The following is an 18,874-nucleotide window of genomic DNA, read 5'->3' on the forward strand; positions in this document are numbered from 1 at the left end:
CAATCCCCTTTATTTTGTTTTTTTAGAACTTTATCCCAAATAAAGGTTCCCCCTGTATAAATACTTAAACCTTAAAATCTATATTTTTTACAATATTTTGATAAAAACTAAGTCTAAATTCTCCACTGACCTAAATAAAAAAACACGAGCACAGGCTCGTGTTTTTTTATTTAGATTTAAAATTTTCTTGATTGATTTGTTCAGCTTCTTTCATATATCGGTTAGATTTGCCGCTTTTAATTCCCCAGTAATAAAAAGCTAATGATACGCAAGCAATCACTAGCATATCCCATCCGAAAGGCAAAATATTTTTGCCTCCGAATTTTTCGCTTCCTATGTAGGAAATAAAAATCATGCACGCTAAATAGATAAGCATCCAAGCCCCGGTTAAAAATTCTTTTTTAAAGCCCACCCATTTATTTTTCGCTTGGTAATAAAAATAAACAGGCAGGCCAATTGCCATAATAAAGATCACTTCACCTGTAAGTGGCCACCTTGCCCAGTAAAGCGTCAAGGAAGCAAAAACGAAGCCGCATGGCGCAATAACTGATGCCCCTTTTAAATAAAATGGACGGTAAAAGTGTGAAGCCGTTTTTCTTAATGTTATAAGCGCTACAGGACCCATAATATAAGAGATAAGCGTCGCTACTGAGATCACTTCTGCTAAGACACCCCATCCTCTAAATAAAAAGAGAAACAAAAAGCAAGCTGCTAAATTCAGCCACATAGCTGGGCGCGGGACATTGTAAAGTGGATGAAGAGTACCAAATATCTTTGGCAAGTATCCATTTTGCTGCATCCCGTATAACATTCTAGAAGTAGTTGCCGTATATGTAGCACCTGTGCCAGAAGGAGAAACAAATGCGTCTGCGTATAACACAATTGTTAGCCAGTTAATTCCAAGCGCAATCGCTAAATCAGCAAAAGGAGAATTAAAATTCAAATGATTCCATCCATCAGCAATTGATGACGGACTTACTGCTCCGATAAAGACAATTTGCAATATAATGTATACAATTCCTGCAATAAAAATTGAACCAATTACAGCTATCGGAATCGATTTATTAGGTGATTTTGCTTCTCCTGCCATATTTACAGGACTTTGAAACCCATTAAATGCAAACACAATACCTGATGTTGCCACTGCCGTTAAAACACTGGCCCACCCATAAGGGGCAACCCCATGCTCACTTGAAAAGTTTCCACTATGAAAACCAGCGAAAAATAAAGCCCCTGCCGTTAAACCAGGAATAATTAATTTAACAATCGTAATAAATGAGTTTGCTTTCGCAAAGAGATTTACCGTCCAATAGTTCACAAAAAAGTAAACGAATAATAACAAAGACGCAACTGCCAACCCCTTGGACGTTAAAATGCCATTGTCTACCAATTCATGAGTCCAGCGAGCCCACTTCCACGGCCAAGTACTCATATATTGCACAGATGCAATAGCCTCCACTGTTATCGTTGAAGCGATTGAAATCCAGTTAGCCCAAGCAGCCAGAAAACCAATAAATGATCCGTGTGAATACTGAGGATATTTAACCATCCCCCCTGCTTGTGGAAACATCGCGCCCAGTTCAGCATATGATAGGGCAATGGTCAAAATAACCACCATTCCAATAACCCATGAAAAAATAGCCGCGGGTCCCGCAATTTGAGCTGCTTTCCATGCTCCAAACAGCCACCCTGAACCGATAATCGAACCTATGCCTGTCATGGTTAAAGCAAATGTTCCCATCTTCCTTTGCATATTGCTCATCCAAATCTACTCCTCTTCCCTAGGAAAATAAAAAAAACACTTGCGGAATTTTCTCAAGTGTTTGCCCAGGCGCGCGGCTTATACGCTATATGCTCCCCCATGGTCATCCATGTTGCGCCAGTCACATATAGGAATATATTTTTTATCAGTATATAACATTCATTTCTATTACTCAATACACAAAAATGTTTACATTACTTTTATAAAGATAATAAATTATTCGTAAAATTCCGAATAAAACTTCTGAAATCTCTTTTTAATTACAAAAAACAACTAAAATCCTAACCTTTCTTGTTGTTTGATTCTTTTACTCCACGAGCAGATTACCTTATAAAAATTATATTAATATATAATATTCATTTACATAATAAGAATTAACAGCTATATATCCATAGAATTCTTGCACTAGACCCTTTACTTATATACAATATGAAGAAAAGATACTAAAGTGAACTGCCCACCGCTTAGCTACGCTTGAAGTGGGAGACTTCTTTTAGGAAAACGTTAAAACCTACATATCATGCACTTCGCAACAAATGAAGTACTTCGAGCAAACTTCTCTGTTTACGCAAGCGCAAAACAGGGAAAATTACGAAAAAAGATTGTTAGAGGGATGCTTATGAATTATGCAAATGTAAAAGTTCTTTATTTTGATGACGACGGAACCATTCCAAATCACCCTCGTCTTCCAGTTTTGTTGTATGAACACGTATTTATTAGTAAGAAAGAGAAAGTGGAGAGCATTTTTAATTCTCACAACTGGAAAAACAGCTGGGTAGGCGGCATACATGATTTTCACCATTACCACAGTAATTCTCATGAAGCACTAGGTGTAATTAGCGGATCTGCACGTTTAAAACTAGGTGGACATATGGGGGAAAATATCGTGGTGCATGCTGGCGATGTGCTCGTACTTCCTGCAGGAACAGGGCATATGCGTCTGCAGTCAACTGCTGATTTTAAAGTGGTTGGAGCTTATCCAGAGGGCATGGATTACAATTTACGAACAGGAAAACAAACTGATCGCCCTCACGTATTTGATGAAATTGCACAAGTACCTATTCCTACAACAGATCCTGTTTATGGCGACAAAGGACCACTGACAGAGTGGTGGAACTAGACAAGCACTTATTGTCTAGTTTTTTTATTTGCTCTGTTTTATTCTTTCCATGAATCTCTATTTGAACATACAAATTCTTTTCTTATGATGCAATAGCAATATACTTTATCTCAGCGAAATAATAAAAACTTCCCGGTCAAAACTAAATTTCTTCTTTACCGTTCTCTTTTTGCTTCAAGAGCAACTTCGCTTAGATTATCCCCCTTTTTTTCCTTCGTAATCATTTCAAATATACTCCCACCATAACCTCTTTTTTGTTTTTCTAAAAAAATTTCCATAGATTATAACGAAATTTTCAAAAAACTTATTGCTTTACCATGTCAGACTTGCTATCATAGTGAACATTGTTAGATAAATTTTTAGTAGGAGGAGTAAAATTGAACAGAAAATTCATAATTTTTATTTTATTCATCATTCCATTTATTGCTCAATTCGTTTTTTTACCTTTTGTAAATAACATTCATCCAATTATTTTTGGATTACCTCTTTTGCATTTATGGTTATTTTTATGGGTCTTCTTAACGCCTGTGTGTACATTTATCATTTATCGTTTACAAAAATCTTGGGGGGACATTGAATAATGCAAGGAAATTTAACCGCACTTTTAATCACATCAGCAATTGTTCTTGTCGTTATCGCAATTGGCTTTATAGCGGGACGTGACAAATCATCTAGAAGCTCAGTTGAAGAGTGGGCTGTAGGTGGAAGACGTTTTGGAAGCCTGCTCGTCTGGCTTTTAGTAGGAGCAGATTTATATACTGCTTATACATTCCTAGGTCTTACAAGTACAGCTTATCAGGGGGGAAGCATCGCATTTTTTGCTATTCCTTACTCTGTTTTAGCCTTTTTAATTTCATACTTTTTTCTTCCAAAGCTTTGGACTGTTGCTAAAAAGCACAAACTTACTACGCTTGCTGATTATGCCAGAGAACGTTTTAGCAGTAAATTTCTCTCCTCTTTAATTGCTATAGTAGGTGTATTGATGCTCATTCCATATATTGATCTTCAGCTTAGCGGTATTCAAGATACTCTTCGCGTTGCAGGAACTGGCTACATTAACGTAAAAGCAGTCGTTATTCTTTCATTCTTTCTTGTGGCTCTTTATACCTTTTTCAGCGGAATTAAAGGTCCCACATATACGGCAATTATTAAAGATATTTTAGTATGGGCGATTATGTTATTTATGGTTGTTTCTCTGCCAATTATGCATTTTGGAAGCTGGGGCAACATGATCGACAATGTTGCAAAGGATTCACCTCAGCTATTAACGATCCCAACACAAGGACCTAAAGGCATTCCATGGTTTATTACAGCATCACTCGTATCTGCTTTAGCTTTATTCATGTGGGCCCACGCTGCTACAGGTGTTTTCACTGCTAAAAGTGCAGATTCGCTTCGTAAAAATGCTATTTTCTTACCGCTTTACAATATTGTTTTAATTCTAGTCATCTTCTTAGGATTTATTGCTTATCAAGTATTACCTCAAGATACAACGGATCCTAGATTAGCATTATTAACCTTAATTCAATATTCATATGGCGGCATTGGCCAAGGGTTAGCTTATGCAACGATTGCTCTTGCTTCATTAATTCCATGTTCTATCATGGCTATCGGAGCGTCTAACTTATTTGCAAATAATATATTCAGAGATTTAATTAATCCAAATGTACAGGGTAAAACATTAACAATGGTTACTCGTTCGATGGTTTTCGTTGTTATTGGACTGGCACTTTTATTCGGTTTATTATTCCCTCAAGCACTTGTTTCCCTACAGTTACTAGGGGTATCCGGTATGGTACAAATCTTCCCGGCTATCGTTATCAGTCTGTTCTGGAGAAATCAATCGAAAGAAAGTACGATTGCTGGATTAGTAGTAGGGCTGGTTGTGACGTTTACCGTACATGCCACAGGAAATTCATTTGGTCTTTATGAAGGATTCTGGGGATTATTATCTAACTTACTCGTAGTTGTTATTTTAAATCCAATCTTTTCGGCCAAAACAAAAGCAGCAACTAACGGCGTGAAAGAAACATTGTTTTCTAAAGGCACTGCGCAAACTGAATTAAAGAAAAACGCATAAAAAAAGTTCAGCCAATTGGCTGAACTTTTTTTAGATAATATTCTCTTTTTCAGAAGGGGGCGGAGCAGATTCTCTTTCCCAACATTCGATATTTTGATTGTTTTCTAACGCATCTCTATAAAAGACTGGATTTTTTCCTTCCTTTTTTTGCTCAGTATAGTCATGCAAGGCGGAAAATGCCACTTTCGATAATAGAAAAATAGCAATCAAGTTCACGACTACCATCATCCCCATAAATAAGTCTGCCAAATTCCATACAAGCTGAAGCTGAGCGATCGATCCAAAAATAACCATCGCTAAAACACCTACACGATAAGACCAAAGCCACAACTTATTTGAATTTAAAAACTCAATATTCGTTTCTCCATAATAATAATTGCCAATTAGCGTACTAAAAGCAAATAGAAATACCATGATAGCTAAAAACCCTGATGCCCAAGAGCCAATATGGGTACTAAGAGAAGCTTGCGTTAGTTCAATGCCGCTTAGTCCCTGCTTATAGGCGGGGGATAAGAGAACGATAAATGCTGTGCTTGTACAAATCACGAGTGTATCCGTCAAGACACCAAATGCTTGGATAAGACCTTGTTTAACTGGATGGCTCGTCACTGCAGTTGCCGCGGCGTTGGGAGCACTTCCCATTCCTGCTTCATTGGAAAACAGTCCGCGCTTTACTCCGTTGATTAACGTTGCACCAATTGACCCCCCAAGCGCCTGTTCAAATCCAAATGCATTTTTCACAATTAGAGATAGAACCGCAGGCATTTGATCGATATTTTTAAAGATAATGAACAGAGCCATTCCAATGTATAAAACGGCTAATACGACCACGATGTATTCCGATATCTTGGCGATGCGTTTGATTCCGCCAAAAATAATTACCGCAAATATAACTGTCATAATAATCCCAACCAACAAGCGGCTCGTTCCAAAAGAGTTCTCAAATGCTAGCGTAATCGTATTAGACTGCACAGCGTTAAACACTAGGCCAAATGATAGTGTAATGAGTACAGCAAATAGCCCGCCCATCCACCTTTTATTTAACCCTTTTTCCATATAATAAGCGGGTCCTCCTCGAAACCCGTTTGATCCTTTTACTTTATAAATTTGAGCGAGTGTACTTTCTACAAAACTTGATACTGAACCGATAATGGCAATAATCCACATCCAAAATACAGCACCCGGGCCACCAAGTGCAATAGCAATCGCTATCCCTGTAATATTTCCCGTTCCTACTCGAGCTGCCATGCTTATGCAAAAAGCTTGAAACGGAGAGACTCCTCCACCTTTAGCCGCTCGTCCTTCTTTCAAAACAAGGACCATTTCTTTCAACATGCGAAACTGCAAAAAACGAGAGCGAATCGTAAAATAAATACCAATTGATACAAGTAAAATAATTAATAAATTCGACCAAAAAAAATCATTGATGACGCTAATCACACTTTCGACTGCTTGTTGCATGCCTATCACCTCATTAAAAAATTTGGTAGAACAAATGCACAACATGAAAGTTTTTTCTCTTGGTGTTTATATTATTGAAGCGAATGAAGAGTACGTAAATAGACTAAAAAATACTCAAATCCCATTCTTTTGCGATTTTTTTTAGCAGCGTAACGCCTTTTACGCTATTCCCGTACTCATCAATAGCTGGACTGTATATTCCGATACCGCATCCGTCTGGAAATGGAGACTGCTTTTTCGTATTAGGTGGCACCAATGACATGATTCCTCCCGATACACCGCTTTTAGCTGGCATACCAACAAATGCCGCAAACTTTCCTGAAGCATTATACATACCGCATGTAAGCATGAGCGCTTTTGTTAATTTAGCTACTTCTTTTGGAATTACTTGTTTGTGAAACACTGGATGATATCCATCTAATGACAGGATTAATCCAATCAGTGCAATATCTTCAGTCGTTACTTCAATTGAGCACTGCTTTAAGTAAACCTCTAGAACCTCTTCTACTTCTCCTTGTAAGTAGTTCGTTTCTTTTAAATAGTAGGCAAGCGCACGATTTCGATGAGACGTTTGCCATTCTGATTCAAAGACCGTTTCATTAATGATTGGTGTTTTCCCGGTAAGCATTGTTATCACATCAAACAAATAGCTTAATTTTTCTTTTGCCGTCTCCCCAGATAAAAGAGATGAAACCGTTAAAGCACCCGCGTTAATCATAGGATTGAACGGCTTTCCTGGTTTATGCATTTCCAGTCTTATAATAGAATTAAATGCATCTCCAGTTGGCTCTACATCCACTCTCTCTAGTACATAAGGAATGCCGCAGCATAAGCAAGCTGCTATAAAGCTAATGACTTTAGAAATACTTTGAAGAGTAAATACCGATTCATAATCTCCAGACTGGATAACAGTTCCGTCAGCACCAATCAAACAAATACCTAATTGAGACGAGTCCATATCTTTCAGAGCTGGAATGTAATCAGCCGTTTTTCCTTCTGAAGAAAATTCTTTTATTTGCTCTACCCACTCATGTAACTGCTCTTTTGCAGTGACGTGTAAGTAAGACATTTCCTGTTCAATTTCTCTTTTCATTAAAATCACCTCATCACTTAATTAACTTTTTATTTTAAAGCGCTTTCATAAAGCGGAATTTCATTTTCGTTTTTAATGTACAATGCAACCTACGAGAGCATACAAAAACCTACAAAACTTTTTGTAATTATATTTTTATCTTTGGCACTCTTCGCCATTGTGCTGGACGCTGTCACAATGTATACTAATTCACGAATCACTTCAGGAGGTGGAATTATCTGAATTTTAAATCTTTCATTCGAAAAGATCCGTACATTTTATTGCTCATGCTCATTACTGTCCCGCTGGCGGGAGAGTTAAAATTTTATCCGTTAAATGAAACATTTCGAATTACATTTGGAGCTCCTACATTTTTCTTTTTCCTGTTGCTTTTAAAACGAAAAACCGTTTTAGCCGGGGGCTTGTTAACCGCTTTAAGTGTCGTTCTCTTTCGCATCATGCTCGATTATATCATGCTCGATCATTTTCAATTTGCGGTTTCTGCACATACGCATTACCCTACGTTTTTCTTCTACTTTACGTATGCACTTTTATTTTTTGTTTTTAAAGTAAGCCGCATGAACTATAGTGCTATTGTAATTGGAGTGATTGGACTCATCATTGAAATTGCTGCTGATGTAGTGGAACTAACTGCGCAGTATATAGTTTTGCACACAACAATCCATGTCGATTCATTATCTGACATGGCCGTTATTGCTTTTGCTCACAGCTTCATTGTACTTAGCTTTTTTAATATGATGACGATTTATGAATCACAGTCACGAGAACGTCAAATTCGCAAACAAAATGAGCACATGCTAATGCTCATTACAAGCCTTTATGAAGAAACCGTTCATTTAAAAAAGACCCTTCATAATACAGAAGCGATTACAAAAGCTTCGTACGATTTATACCGCGTATTAAATCAGCAGGAAAAAGATCATTCTGTGCTAAACCAAATGCTCAGTAAAAAAGCGCTTCGGATTGCGGGAGATATTCACGAAGTAAAAAAAGACAACCAGCGTATTTTTGCGGGCTTATCTAAAACAATTTCAAATGAAAGTTTCCAAAATTATATGAAAGCAGAGGAATTAATCGAGCTGATCGTACGCATCAACAAAAAATATGCCGATTCTCTTCACAAACAAATTACCTTTTTTTCTTCTGTAAACGGGGAACATTTCAGCTACCACGTTTACACCATTTTATCGATCATTAATAACTTGGTAGCCAACGCAGTGGAAGCGATTAAAGATGAAGGAAGGATTGTTTTATCGGTACATAGACAAGCTGAACATGTAGAATTTCATGTACAAGACAACGGTCCTGGAGTACCTTTAAAGTACGAAAAAGCTATCTTTGAACCTGGTTTCACCTCAAAATACGATCAATTTGGAAACCCCTCTACTGGCATTGGTCTTTCTTATGTAAAAGATATTGTTCAAGAACTTGAAGGTACGATTAAAGCTACACAAGAAGACAGCGGAATGACGTTTATCATTCAAATCCCCCTTCGTAATTTAATTCAGAAAGGATGAGTTTATGCGATTTTGTATTACAGATGACGATTCAGCTATTCGTTCAACGCTCAGTCAGCTGATTGAAGATGAGGATTTAGGAGAAGTTGTAGAAGAAGTCGTCGACGGAAGCTTTTTAGATGCCTCTACGTTAAATTTAAAACAAATTGATATTTTATTTATCGATTTACTTATGCCAGGACGTGACGGAATCGAAACGATTCGTCATTTAAAAGATTCATTTAAAGGGAAAATGATTATGATTTCACAGGTGGAATCCAAAGAATTGATAGGAGAAGCCTACTCATTAGGAATTGAATACTATATTACAAAACCAATTAACCGAATTGAAATTTTAACGGTTATTCGAAAAGTAATGGAACGAATCTCCCTTGAGAAATCAATCGATGACATTAAAACCTCCTTGAATAGTTTAGCGACAGCTCATCACGCTCCCCCTTCAAGCCAGCCGGTAACGAAACAAGCCCATCTATACGATGTAGGTAAATTCTTATTAGCCGAGTTAGGTATTGTAGGAGAAAATGGTGCAAAAGATTTACTGGATATTTTACAGTTTCTGTACACTTATGACCAAAGAGAAAGTGTGGAAAAACATTTCCCTTCTCTAAAAAATATTTTTGTGAATGTGGCTGAGAAAAAATTAGGGGCTCACGCGTCTTCCATTGAAATTAATCGCGAAACCAAAGCTTGTGAACAGCGAATAAGACGAGCAGTTACTCACTCACTAAATCACTTTGCTTCTATCGGATTAACAGACTTTTCAAATCCGAAATTTGAAAATTATGCTTCTAAGTTTTTTGACTTTACAGCTGTTCGTAAAAAAATGAAAGAATTACAGGGAGATTCTAAAATTTTGCCGATTCGCATTAACACCAAAAAATTTATTCAAATATTCTTTTTTGAAGCAAAGCGCTTGTTAAGCAAGGAAAAAAGCTGGTATTGACAGAAAAGACGGAAAAGGTGCAAATACCTCTTCCGTCTTTTATACTAATTGATTCAGTTTTACTAAGGAAGGTCCATATACAGTACGCAGAAGCAGCGTCTTTTCTCCCCTTGCATATTCCACCAGAGAAAATGCTCCTTTTTCTGTTTCTACCTGTACATCTACAGAAACTGGACACTCTTTTAACTGATTAACTATCAGTTGCGCTTGTTCCACCGACAAATAAGAAGAAAGGCAAATAAGTATATCCACATCACTAGTTGTTGTAACAACTTCGGCACCACTTGCAAATTCGAATCCCACACTGCCGGTTGGTCCCCACGCAAAATCTTTTAAAATAATAGCAACTTCTTTTAAAGCACCTGTGGCTGGCATGTTTCTAAAGTGGCCGTTTTGAAAAATAGAAACGAGATCTTCCGGCCTAATTCTTTGTTTAACGGCCTGTTCAGATACAAATGCTCCAAAACGCTGATTTCTTCTTTCTCCTCTTACTCCAACAGGTATCAAGCTATCTCGGTGAACAGCCCGCCTTACAACGACAAACGGAGTCTTCCCTAAAGAATGCTCCACCCAATCAGGGATAGGTGTATAACTGATAAGCATTGCTTCCTCTTTTAACTGAAGCAAATCATGAGCTATATATTCCATTGTTTTTCCAACTCATCTCTTACTAATAAAGAAGCTTTTCGCCCTTCCTTCCTTGCTTGCTCACTGTATAGCCGGGTGCTTAAATCGTACACACCTTCACGGCGTACATCTTCTACGGCTCCAGTCAAAATATCTTGAATCGTTTGAACGTCGCGCTCTGTGGGCTGCTCTGCTTGAATACCGCTAACCAGCTCATATAAAGCGCCAAGTGAGGCAAATGATTCAATATCATAAGCCATGGAAGGGACTTTCTTTGAAGCTTCTTCAAGTTCTTTAATACTTCTTTTAGTAATGCGCGCTGCCGACTGTTTGGACATGGCGTGAACATTCACTCCTTCGTCTTTTAAAGCCACAATTCGATTTGATTGGTATCCATGAGCCAGAAATGCTCCTGAAATTGCTTTTCCGACAATTAACGTAATAACTGGATGACCTGCTAAGCGCGCTGCTGCATAAGCATCAGCCGCAGCACCGCAAGCATAGTGAATACCTAGAAGTTCTTCATGATAGCCATACGCTTGACTCGGTACGTCCACAATGGCGATTATAGGCCGAGGAGATTGATTTCGATCTTCTTTTATTATTTCACGAACATGCTTGGCAATTGCCCATCCTTCATCTAGTCCTACTTCCCCTTTCCGTGCACGTAAGAAACGATTATAAGGATTAGGTACAACCGATATATATCGGACCTTTTCTCTTCCTAGCAATGCGTCTTTATAAAGAACGGAAGGGATTTCAAAATCTGCTTCTTCATCATTTATTAAGGCGTTGATCCACACGCGACCGCGGCTGTTGGGCATGTTACCTGGAACTTCATTAAGCGAGTAAGAGACTGTTGAAGGGATAGGTTCATTTTTTGTTGTGTTATACAATTCTTGAAACTGATCAGGAGCCAGTTTTTCTGAAGGATCAACCTTACTAAGCAAATGTCTGTAAAAATCTACTTGTTCTGTTTTACTAGTTGCTTTTCCTTTCTTCTGAAACGTCTCTTGAACCGCTCGCTGAATAGCCTTGACATCATCCTGTGCTAAGGTATCTGCAAACCCGGTTTCGTAGCGTTGAATACCGCCAATCGTTTTCCAGATTAAGCTTCGGTCTCTTGCATCAAACTCTTCAACTCCTGCTTCTTGTTCGATCACTTCAGGGCCGTTAAGGCCAAACCTTGCTTCTTTTGTCATAATGAGATAACTAAAGAGTGAAGCAGTGATGGACATTCCTCCAAAGCAGCCTACATTTCCTGAAATAACTCCAACAACAGGTGTATGCTCACGCAAAGCAACCACAGCTGAGCCAATTTCAGATATCGACAAAAGTCCATAATTCGCTTCTTGGAGCCTTACCCCTCCTGTATCGAATAGAAAAACAGGTCTAACAGGAACACCTTTTTTGTGATTATTAAGAGCTAGTTCTAAAGCTCCTGCAATTTTAGCTCCCGATACTTCACCAATGCCTCCCCCTTGAAACCCTCCTTCTATTGAAATGACAACGGCTGGCTCTCCTGCTATCAGCCCACCTGCTATAATGACACCATCGTCGCTTTGAGGAACAATATTTTGCTTAGGTAAATGAGGCGATTCGATTCCGTCAAAAGGGCCAAGCAGCTCATAGAATGTTCCTTGATCTAAGATTGCCTGCGCTCGTTCTCTTCCATTTAACTCAATAAAGCTTTGATTATTCACTCCCATTTTCACTCACCTCCAAAGCTTGTGCAAGACGCAAGGCGACTACACCAGGCGTAGCACCGAAATCATTAATTACAATTTTCGCTTGAATGGTATGAACACTAAAGAACCGGTCTAATACGGCTTTCCAGGTTTCACTAAATCCTTCACTTCCTGTTCGTACTGATACGTGAGCATGTTCTTCATCAGAAGGAACCATTAAAATTTCTAAATCCCCTGAACCAACAACGCCTACATGTGCGCGCTGAGTTAACTTTCGATCGGCTTTGTATTTAAACACTAACGTTTCCATTAGCCACTCCTCCCTGCAGACGTTTACGATTCTTTAAAAAGAGATATTCGATCTAAAAATAATACAGCAGCCAGCAAATCTGCACTTCCGCCTGGAGAAGCGTTAGATGATAGAAGTATATGATCTAACGCTTCTAGCCGCTGTTTTCCCATTGATGTAGATACCCCTCCAGCTTCTAACACATTGGATGCCGCCATTTTAACCTCCTTTAACACAACCGGACCAGCACGATGCAAAATACACGTATCATCAAGGTTGGCGATTAGTGTTACTAAAGTATCAATCCTTGCTGATGTTTCATGTATGCCTAGCTTGCGAGCTTTATGTAAAGCAGGCAAGCCTATATGAATTACGTGAGGAAATCCTTGCTTCGCCTCTCCAGCCGCTCCTTTTGCGCCATACTGTTTTTTCACACGAAATCCATTAGATGAATGCAGAGGACAAAAACGATCTGCATAACGAGCAATTTTTCCTGCAGCTTCTGTGATGGATGCAGGTGATGCTTGAATGCCGCAAACCGCTGTTGCAGACGCAAGTAGGCCTAATGCCCAAATGGCTCCTTTGTGTGTATTAACACCATCCGTAGCCCCGTACATAATTTGTTCGCCCTCGCGTCCAATTCGAGCAATTTCTTCCCTTAGCATTTGACTTGGCTGCTTTCCTTGACTGTATAATGCAATCTGTAAAAAGGTCGGTTGTAAAGCATAAGCAGAAGTTAACAGCGTCTCAATATTCATATCTTGATGAGATCCAGTTGTTGCTGCATCTACAAGCCCAGGCTTAGGTGTAAGCACCGCTTCATCAACCAGAGCGGTAACTGCCATTTTAGCTATTAGACATGAGTAAAACACAGCTGGTCTTGGCTCTTCTTGAATACTTTGAATACGCATATTTCTTACCAGCTCCTAAATTTAGCAGGCGGATTATACAAGCCATCCGACCATTCTACTAAATCTTCGACACTTCTTGCTGCCAATAATGAACGTTTTGCTTCTGTACGGCGAATCTGTAAATCTTCGGGAAAAGCCACTAAGCCATCTCTGCGCATCTTTTCCACTTTATTTCGGTTATATCGAAGGCCTATAGGTGTTACCCCTGCTACTGCTTCAAGCGCTGCTTTTCTTTCGTCCAAGCTTTGTGCTTTATATAAATAAGCAATTCCTTCTTCCGTCACAACATGCGTCACATCATCCCCGTAAATCATGACAGGAGCAGTAGCTACGCCTGCTTGTTTCGCTACCTTTATCGCATCCAAAGACTCCACAAAAACAGGCTCATTTCCTGATTGAAAGGTTTCAACCATTTGAACAACTAGTTTTCTGCCTCTCGCTAGTTCGTGCTGCTCGTTTATCATATCCAACCAGGCAGGCGTAGAATGTCGACGGCCTCTAGGGTCATGCCCCATATTAGGCGCTCCGCCAAACCCTGACAAACGTCCAGATGTGACGGTAGAAGAATTTCCTTCTCCATCTATTTGCAAAGTTGATCCTACAAAAGCATCTACCGCATATTGACCAGCCACTTGACACATCGCACGGTTTGAGCGCAGGCTGCCGTCGCGTCCTGTAAAAAACACATCTGGACGCGCTGCTGTGTATTGTTCCATTCCTACTTCTCCGCCAAAGCAGTGCACGCTCTCAATCCATCCGCTTTCAATAGCCGGAATTAACGTGGGGTGAGGATTCAGAGCCCAGTGCTTGCATATTTTACCTTTCAGTCCTAACTTTTCTCCATAAGTAGGCAGCAAAAGCTCAATTGCAGCGGTATTAAAGCCAATGCCATGATTTAATGATTGTACGCTGTGGCGCTCATAGATACCTCGAATTGTCATCATAGCCATTAAAATTTGGAGTTCTGTAATATGACGAGGATCTCGCGTAAATAAAGCTTCCAATCGATAAGGCTGATCCGCCACGACGATACAATCAACCCAAGAAGCCGGAATATCAACTCGCGGAAGTTCTTCAACAAGTTCGTTTACCTGCACAATAACAATTCCATCCTTAAACGCGGTTGCTTCGATAATGGTTGGTGTTTCTTCCGTATTTGCTCCTGTATATAAATTACCTTGTGCATCTGCTTTGTCAGCAGCCACTAAGGCAATGTTCGGAATTAAATCAATGAAAAGACGTCCGTAAAGCTCTAGATATGTATGAATTTCTCCCATTTTCAACGTCTCATCTTCAATCATTTGAGACACGCGAAGGCTTTGAGCACCGGCGTACGAAAAATCAATTTTTTCAGCAATTCCTTTTTCAAATATGTCGAGATGTTCCGGACGTGAAATACTAGACATAATCATATGAAGGCCGTGTATTTTATCAGCGCTTACTTCATTCAGCGCCTTTGATAAAAAAGATGCTTGCTTTTGATTGTCTCCTTCAAGCACTACTTTATCTCCGGGTGATATAAGCAATTCTAACGCTTCAATAATGTGTTCATTACCCAATAACTTTTCTTTAAGAAGATGGTCTACTTTCGCAAGGCGAGCTGCTTTTTGATCTCGGCGAGTTGTCCATGATTTTGAAGTTTTTTTTATGCCACTCATGTTCTAGCTCCTTTCTGATACTTCTAAATTAATACGCTTACATTTTTTCTTTTTCCATTAAAATCAGCAAAGTTTTCATCGTAGATTCGGCTGCCGAAATAGCCCTTGCTTCAGGGAAGCTCTTAGCAGCCAAATCCGTTAGCACTCTTCCTGGAGCCATTTCAATATATAATCTTGTGCCCATTTCATACATAACTTCCGTCGTATCATGCCAACGGACGGGCATCGCAACACTCGCTGCTAAGTCTTCCTTAACATCAGCAGCTTTCCATAATTTCCGAGCTTTACAGTTACCTATAAAAGGAACGGACGGGTCCTTTCCTTTCACTTCCGTTATGATTTTTCGTAATTCCCTCGAAACTCCTTCCATAAGAGGACAGTGAGAAGGCACCGTTACATGAAGCATTTTAGTTTTTCTAGCCCCTTTTTTACATGCTTTTTCAAGAACTTTCTCGATTGCTTTTAAGGTGCCAGAAATCGTTATTTGATCGGGAGAATTTAGATTCGCTACGTACACAGGAGCTGCATCAGTTGATAGTTCATGTACAATAGAGAGAAGCTGATGTTCACGCAGTCCCATCACAACCCCCATACCATAACCATCAGGATAAGCATTTTCCATCAGTTTCCCTCTTTTTTTCACAAGAAGAAGAGCTTCTTTAAAAGATAACACTTCAGATGCAACTGCTGCTCCAAACGCCCCTATAGAATGCCCTCCTACCACGTCTGGCGAGTATCCTTTGTTTTTAAACGACCTAGCCGCAGCCACTCCTGCAATAAAAAGACATATTTGAACATTTTTATTATATTTTAATTTTTCTGACGAATCTAAAGATAATACGTCTTGATTTAAAACCTCACTTGCTTCTTCAAACGTAGTCGCTAATCCCCATTTATTTTTTATATCATGAAGCATACCAGCATATTGTGCGCCTTGGCCTGGAAATAGAAATGCAACACTCATCGTGTTTCTCCTTTCGACTTTATATCATCCAAGGAGATAATGGATAATTTTATTATAAAGAACATAGGGTCAATAACTCTAATACATATTTCTTATATATCCTATAACTTGAAATCTATATAAAAAGGGATTGAGACATAACGAAATCAATGGAAAAATCCGAACGGGTTAGATTCTCCAGTAAGAATCTAACCCGTTCGGATCTTCAACTAAAGTACTTTTAGCTACAGATGAGCTGGAAAATGCGGAAGCACTTCTTCGCCAAGCTCATGTATAACTTCTTCAGCCGGACGCTTGCTATCAAAAAGAGCAAAAAAGAGATGATTAACTCCTATTTCTTTATAAACAGAAAGAAGCTCAATTAATGTATTACGACCTGCTCGAAATCCTAAACGAATTGGCGTTGGCATTTCATTTGGATCTTCTGCCAAATCTAGATGCATAGGTTGTGTAAAAGGTTTAAAAACGCCTGGATAATAGATGTCAACCAGTTTCCTCCATTGTGTAATAGCTTCTGCTTGAAAATGGGGATGACGAGGATAATACATCCAGCCGTCTCCATACTGTGCAAACCACTCCATATTTTGCTGACTGTATCCCGTGATCATCGTCGGAATACGTTTCGTTGGCTTAGGAACGACATTTGCTCCTTGAATGGATCCCAAAGCAGACTGGATAGATGGAAATTCTTTATTTAACGCTTCTTCTAAATAATGAAAAGCCTCTGCAAATCGCTTTCCTCTTTCTTCATGAGGAATACCTAACCCTCGAAAATCTGCTTGACGGTCTCCAGAAGATACGCCCATAATCAAACGCTCAGGAAAAAGCTGATCAATGGTTGCCATTTCTTTAGCTACGCGAAGCGGATGGCGCAAAGGCAGCACAATAGCAGATGTACTAAGAGCAATTTCTTTTGTTTGACTGGCCAGATAAGCCAAATAAATAAGCATATCATAAATTTGACCCGTGGCTGAATCGCCAAATGATGGATCTTGAAGAAGGACATCGCGGAACCATAAGCTTGTAAATCCATATTGTTCTGCAAGCTGCGTGAGCTCTACTTGTTTCTCCATCGTAGGCGTGGCATATTGATAATTTTCAAGCGGCATATGCAACCCTAACGTTAACTCATTCTCCTTGTACATACGACAATACGCCTTATGATGCTGAAATGTAGTCACTTACTTCCTCTCCTTTTATAGCTAAGAGATCATCGCAAAAGGCGATGATATCTTGTTTTATTTTGCTTTTGCTTCTATTGAGCGGCTCCATGCTGTTAATAAGACCGCTCCTAAAACCATAACTCCTCCAATCCAAGGAGTATGAACAAGACCAATCGAATCAACAATCAGGCCGCCTACAAAAGAACCAATAGCAATTCCAACGTTAAATGCAGCAATATTAAGCGCAGAGGCTACGTTCACGGCTGAAGGAACATACTTTTCAGCTAAGTTCACGACCAGCACTTGCAGTCCAGGTACGTTCATAAATGCCAATAAGCCCATGGCAAAAATCGTAATCGTTCCCGCTACTTTAAACGATGCAGTAAACGATAAAATAACTAAGATAACTGCTTGAATTAGAAACATCCAAAATAATGCTTTTAACGGGTTTTTATTCGCAGCTTTTCCTCCGATTGTATTTCCGATGGCTACTGCTACACCGTATACCAGCAGTAAGATACTAACCGCGCTTGGTGCGTATCCTGTTAGTTTTTCAAGAATAGGTGCTAAATACGTATAAGCTACAAACGTTCCGCCATATCCTAAGGCGGTAATAGCAAACGATAGTAAAAGCGGCCCGTTTTTCAAAATTTTCAATTGATCACTAAACTTTGCCGGCGGCGCTTCCTTTAAGTTTTTAGGCACTAAAAGAGCACTTGCAATAATGGCAATAACCCCAAGTAACGCTACTCCCCAAAATGTTGCTCTCCAGCCGAAAGCTTGTCCGATAAATGTACCAAGCGGAACACCTGTAACAGTTGCAACTGTTAAACCTGTAAACATTAAAGCAATGGCACTTGCTCGCTTATCTTCTGGCACTAAATCAGCAGCGATAGTCGCACCGATAGAAAAGAAAATTCCGTGTGAAAATGCAGTAATAATTCGTGCTATAAGCAGCAGCCCAAAGCTTGTTGATAAAGCTGCTACTGAGTTTCCTACGATAAAAATAACCATCAATAGCATCAACAGTGATTTTCTGCTCATTTTACTTGTTAAAGCTGTTAATACGGGAGCTCCAAATGCAACTCCCATTGCGTATCCTGAAATTAATAACCCTGCTAGTGTAATGGAAATATTTAAATCATCTGCAAGCGATGATAATAAACCTACTGGAACAAACTCTGTAGTCCCGATTCCAAAGGCGCTAATAGCTAGCGCTAATAGCGGCAAAGCACCGCTTTTTTTACTTTGTTGTGTTTGTGAAATTGTGTTCACTTCTTAACGCCTCCTGTTCGTTATGATAACTTCTTCATAATAGCTTCTCTTACGGCTAATTAGCTTAGGTACCTTTCATATATTCGCTAACTCGCCATCAACAATTGTTATTATGAGCGATGTAAAACCAAAGAAAAAGTACGCACTTTCAAGTGATATAGGCACCTGGAGGTTACAATAAGCGTAAATACTAAAGTCATGAACTATTGGGTATTCTAAAAAAATGCTTACACCTAGAAAATTTTGCTCTATAGTGATATGATAAACATCAGAAAAAATGCGAAAACATGCATTTGACCGTTATCTCTAGAACAAGGAGAGTT

The 18,874-nt window shown here is 39.2% G+C and carries 16 protein-coding genes and 1 riboswitch; of the genes, 5 read left to right on the top strand and 11 right to left on the bottom strand.

Annotated features, from left to right (window positions below; all coding sequences use genetic code 11):
• Positions 1-166: 166 nt before the first annotated feature.
• Complete coding sequence (locus AC0KUU_RS16175; protein ID WP_013055516.1) at positions 167-1,762, bottom strand: APC family permease; 1,596 nt, start codon at positions 1,760-1,762, stop codon at positions 167-169.
• A 56-nt stretch (positions 1,763-1,818) separates the two neighbouring features.
• Positions 1,819-1,897: riboswitch (ZMP/ZTP riboswitch) on the bottom strand.
• 385 nt (positions 1,898-2,282) lie between these two features.
• On the opposite strand from AC0KUU_RS16175, the gene AC0KUU_RS16180 reads away from it, so the two are divergent.
• From AC0KUU_RS16180 to AC0KUU_RS16190, 3 genes are all read left to right on the top strand, one after another.
• Positions 2,283-2,882, top strand: a complete 600-nt coding sequence (locus AC0KUU_RS16180) for a cupin domain-containing protein (RefSeq protein WP_080781639.1) — start codon at positions 2,283-2,285, stop codon at positions 2,880-2,882.
• 377 nt (positions 2,883-3,259) lie between these two features.
• Entirely contained in the window at positions 3,260-3,463 is a 204-nt protein-coding gene (locus AC0KUU_RS16185; protein WP_043980340.1) for a DUF3311 domain-containing protein, read from the top strand.
• A complete protein-coding gene (locus AC0KUU_RS16190) occupies positions 3,463-4,962 on the top strand; it encodes a sodium:solute symporter family protein (RefSeq protein ID WP_043980342.1) in 1,500 nt (499 codons plus the stop codon). Before AC0KUU_RS16185 ends, AC0KUU_RS16190 begins: the two co-directional genes overlap by 1 nt.
• A 30-nt stretch (positions 4,963-4,992) precedes the next feature.
• On the opposite strand, the gene AC0KUU_RS16195 is transcribed toward AC0KUU_RS16190, so the two are convergent.
• Together AC0KUU_RS16195 and AC0KUU_RS16200 are read right to left on the bottom strand one after the other, a co-directional pair.
• Positions 4,993-6,423: an alanine/glycine:cation symporter family protein gene (locus tag AC0KUU_RS16195; protein WP_043980344.1), complete on the bottom strand. Its 1,431-nt coding sequence runs from the start codon at positions 6,421-6,423 to the stop codon at positions 4,993-4,995.
• Between the two features lie 103 nt (positions 6,424-6,526).
• Positions 6,527-7,516: a glutaminase gene (locus AC0KUU_RS16200; protein WP_043980347.1), complete on the bottom strand. Its 990-nt coding sequence runs from the start codon at positions 7,514-7,516 to the stop codon at positions 6,527-6,529.
• 266 nt (positions 7,517-7,782) lie between these two features.
• Here AC0KUU_RS16200 and AC0KUU_RS16205 point away from each other — a divergent pair, with 266 nt between their 5' ends.
• Both AC0KUU_RS16205 and AC0KUU_RS16210 read left to right on the top strand, forming a co-directional pair.
• Positions 7,783-9,033, top strand: coding sequence for an ATP-binding protein (locus AC0KUU_RS16205; RefSeq protein ID WP_237074774.1), 1,251 nt, complete (start codon positions 7,783-7,785; stop codon positions 9,031-9,033).
• Positions 9,034-9,037: 4 nt separating this feature from the next.
• Positions 9,038-9,976: a response regulator gene (locus AC0KUU_RS16210; RefSeq protein WP_043980348.1), complete on the top strand. Its 939-nt coding sequence runs from the start codon at positions 9,038-9,040 to the stop codon at positions 9,974-9,976.
• A gap of 39 nt (positions 9,977-10,015) precedes the next feature.
• Here AC0KUU_RS16210 and AC0KUU_RS16215 read toward each other — a convergent pair whose 3' ends face one another.
• From AC0KUU_RS16215 to AC0KUU_RS16250, 8 genes are all read right to left on the bottom strand, one after another.
• Complete coding sequence (locus AC0KUU_RS16215; RefSeq protein WP_322551745.1) at positions 10,016-10,624, bottom strand: malonate decarboxylase holo-ACP synthase; 609 nt, start codon at positions 10,622-10,624, stop codon at positions 10,016-10,018.
• Positions 10,612-12,312 (bottom strand): biotin-independent malonate decarboxylase subunit beta, encoded by a 1,701-nt coding sequence (gene mdcD / locus AC0KUU_RS16220; protein ID WP_043980352.1) that lies wholly within the window; start codon positions 12,310-12,312, stop codon positions 10,612-10,614. The genes AC0KUU_RS16215 and mdcD overlap by 13 nt, the downstream gene beginning before the upstream one ends.
• Positions 12,299-12,601: a malonate decarboxylase subunit delta gene (locus tag AC0KUU_RS16225; protein ID WP_013055506.1), complete on the bottom strand. Its 303-nt coding sequence runs from the start codon at positions 12,599-12,601 to the stop codon at positions 12,299-12,301. The genes mdcD and AC0KUU_RS16225 overlap by 14 nt, the downstream gene beginning before the upstream one ends.
• Positions 12,602-12,624: 23 nt before the next feature.
• Positions 12,625-13,491, bottom strand: coding sequence for a triphosphoribosyl-dephospho-CoA synthase (locus tag AC0KUU_RS16230; RefSeq protein ID WP_043980354.1), 867 nt, complete (start codon positions 13,489-13,491; stop codon positions 12,625-12,627).
• A gap of 5 nt (positions 13,492-13,496) precedes the next feature.
• Complete coding sequence (gene mdcA, locus AC0KUU_RS16235) at positions 13,497-15,149, bottom strand: malonate decarboxylase subunit alpha (RefSeq protein WP_322551744.1); 1,653 nt, start codon at positions 15,147-15,149, stop codon at positions 13,497-13,499.
• Positions 15,150-15,186: 37 nt separating this feature from the next.
• On the bottom strand, positions 15,187-16,113 hold the full coding sequence (gene mdcH / locus AC0KUU_RS16240) for a malonate decarboxylase subunit epsilon (protein WP_165575540.1): 927 nt from the start codon (positions 16,111-16,113) through the stop codon (positions 15,187-15,189).
• Positions 16,114-16,337: 224 nt separating this feature from the next.
• Positions 16,338-17,258 carry an LLM class oxidoreductase gene (locus tag AC0KUU_RS16245; RefSeq protein WP_409233873.1) on the bottom strand — a complete coding sequence of 307 codons (921 nt, stop codon included), beginning with the start codon at positions 17,256-17,258 and terminating at the stop codon, positions 16,338-16,340.
• A 93-nt stretch (positions 17,259-17,351) separates the two neighbouring features.
• Positions 17,352-18,551 (bottom strand): MFS transporter, encoded by a 1,200-nt coding sequence (locus tag AC0KUU_RS16250; protein WP_162213645.1) that lies wholly within the window; start codon positions 18,549-18,551, stop codon positions 17,352-17,354.
• Positions 18,552-18,874: the final 323 nt, after the last annotated feature.

This window comes from Priestia sp. ST2 (assembly GCF_055810735.1).

What these genes read in the sequence shown, in the direction of transcription:
- AC0KUU_RS16210 (WP_043980348.1), top strand. Translation starts at nt 9,038, where the DNA reads ATGCGATTTTGTATTACAGATGACGATTCAGCTATTCGTTCAACGCTC.
- AC0KUU_RS16245 (WP_409233873.1), bottom strand. Translation starts at nt 17,258, where the DNA reads ATGTACAAGGAGAATGAGTTAACGTTAGGGTTGCATATGCCGCTTGAA.
- AC0KUU_RS16225 (WP_013055506.1), bottom strand. Translation starts at nt 12,601, where the DNA reads ATGGAAACGTTAGTGTTTAAATACAAAGCCGATCGAAAGTTAACTCAG.
- AC0KUU_RS16215 (WP_322551745.1), bottom strand. Translation starts at nt 10,624, where the DNA reads ATGGAATATATAGCTCATGATTTGCTTCAGTTAAAAGAGGAAGCAATG.
- mdcA (WP_322551744.1), bottom strand. Translation starts at nt 15,149, where the DNA reads ATGAGTGGCATAAAAAAAACTTCAAAATCATGGACAACTCGCCGAGAT.
- AC0KUU_RS16205 (WP_237074774.1), top strand. Translation starts at nt 7,783, where the DNA reads ATGCTCATTACTGTCCCGCTGGCGGGAGAGTTAAAATTTTATCCGTTA.
- AC0KUU_RS16195 (WP_043980344.1), bottom strand. Translation starts at nt 6,423, where the DNA reads ATGCAACAAGCAGTCGAAAGTGTGATTAGCGTCATCAATGATTTTTTT.
- AC0KUU_RS16230 (WP_043980354.1), bottom strand. Translation starts at nt 13,491, where the DNA reads ATGCGTATTCAAAGTATTCAAGAAGAGCCAAGACCAGCTGTGTTTTAC.
- mdcD (WP_043980352.1), bottom strand. Translation starts at nt 12,312, where the DNA reads ATGGGAGTGAATAATCAAAGCTTTATTGAGTTAAATGGAAGAGAACGA.
- mdcH (WP_165575540.1), bottom strand. Translation starts at nt 16,113, where the DNA reads ATGAGTGTTGCATTTCTATTTCCAGGCCAAGGCGCACAATATGCTGGT.
- AC0KUU_RS16190 (WP_043980342.1), top strand. Translation starts at nt 3,463, where the DNA reads ATGCAAGGAAATTTAACCGCACTTTTAATCACATCAGCAATTGTTCTT.
- AC0KUU_RS16180 (WP_080781639.1), top strand. Translation starts at nt 2,283, where the DNA reads ATGCACTTCGCAACAAATGAAGTACTTCGAGCAAACTTCTCTGTTTAC.
- AC0KUU_RS16175 (WP_013055516.1), bottom strand. Translation starts at nt 1,762, where the DNA reads ATGAGCAATATGCAAAGGAAGATGGGAACATTTGCTTTAACCATGACA.
- AC0KUU_RS16200 (WP_043980347.1), bottom strand. Translation starts at nt 7,516, where the DNA reads ATGAAAAGAGAAATTGAACAGGAAATGTCTTACTTACACGTCACTGCA.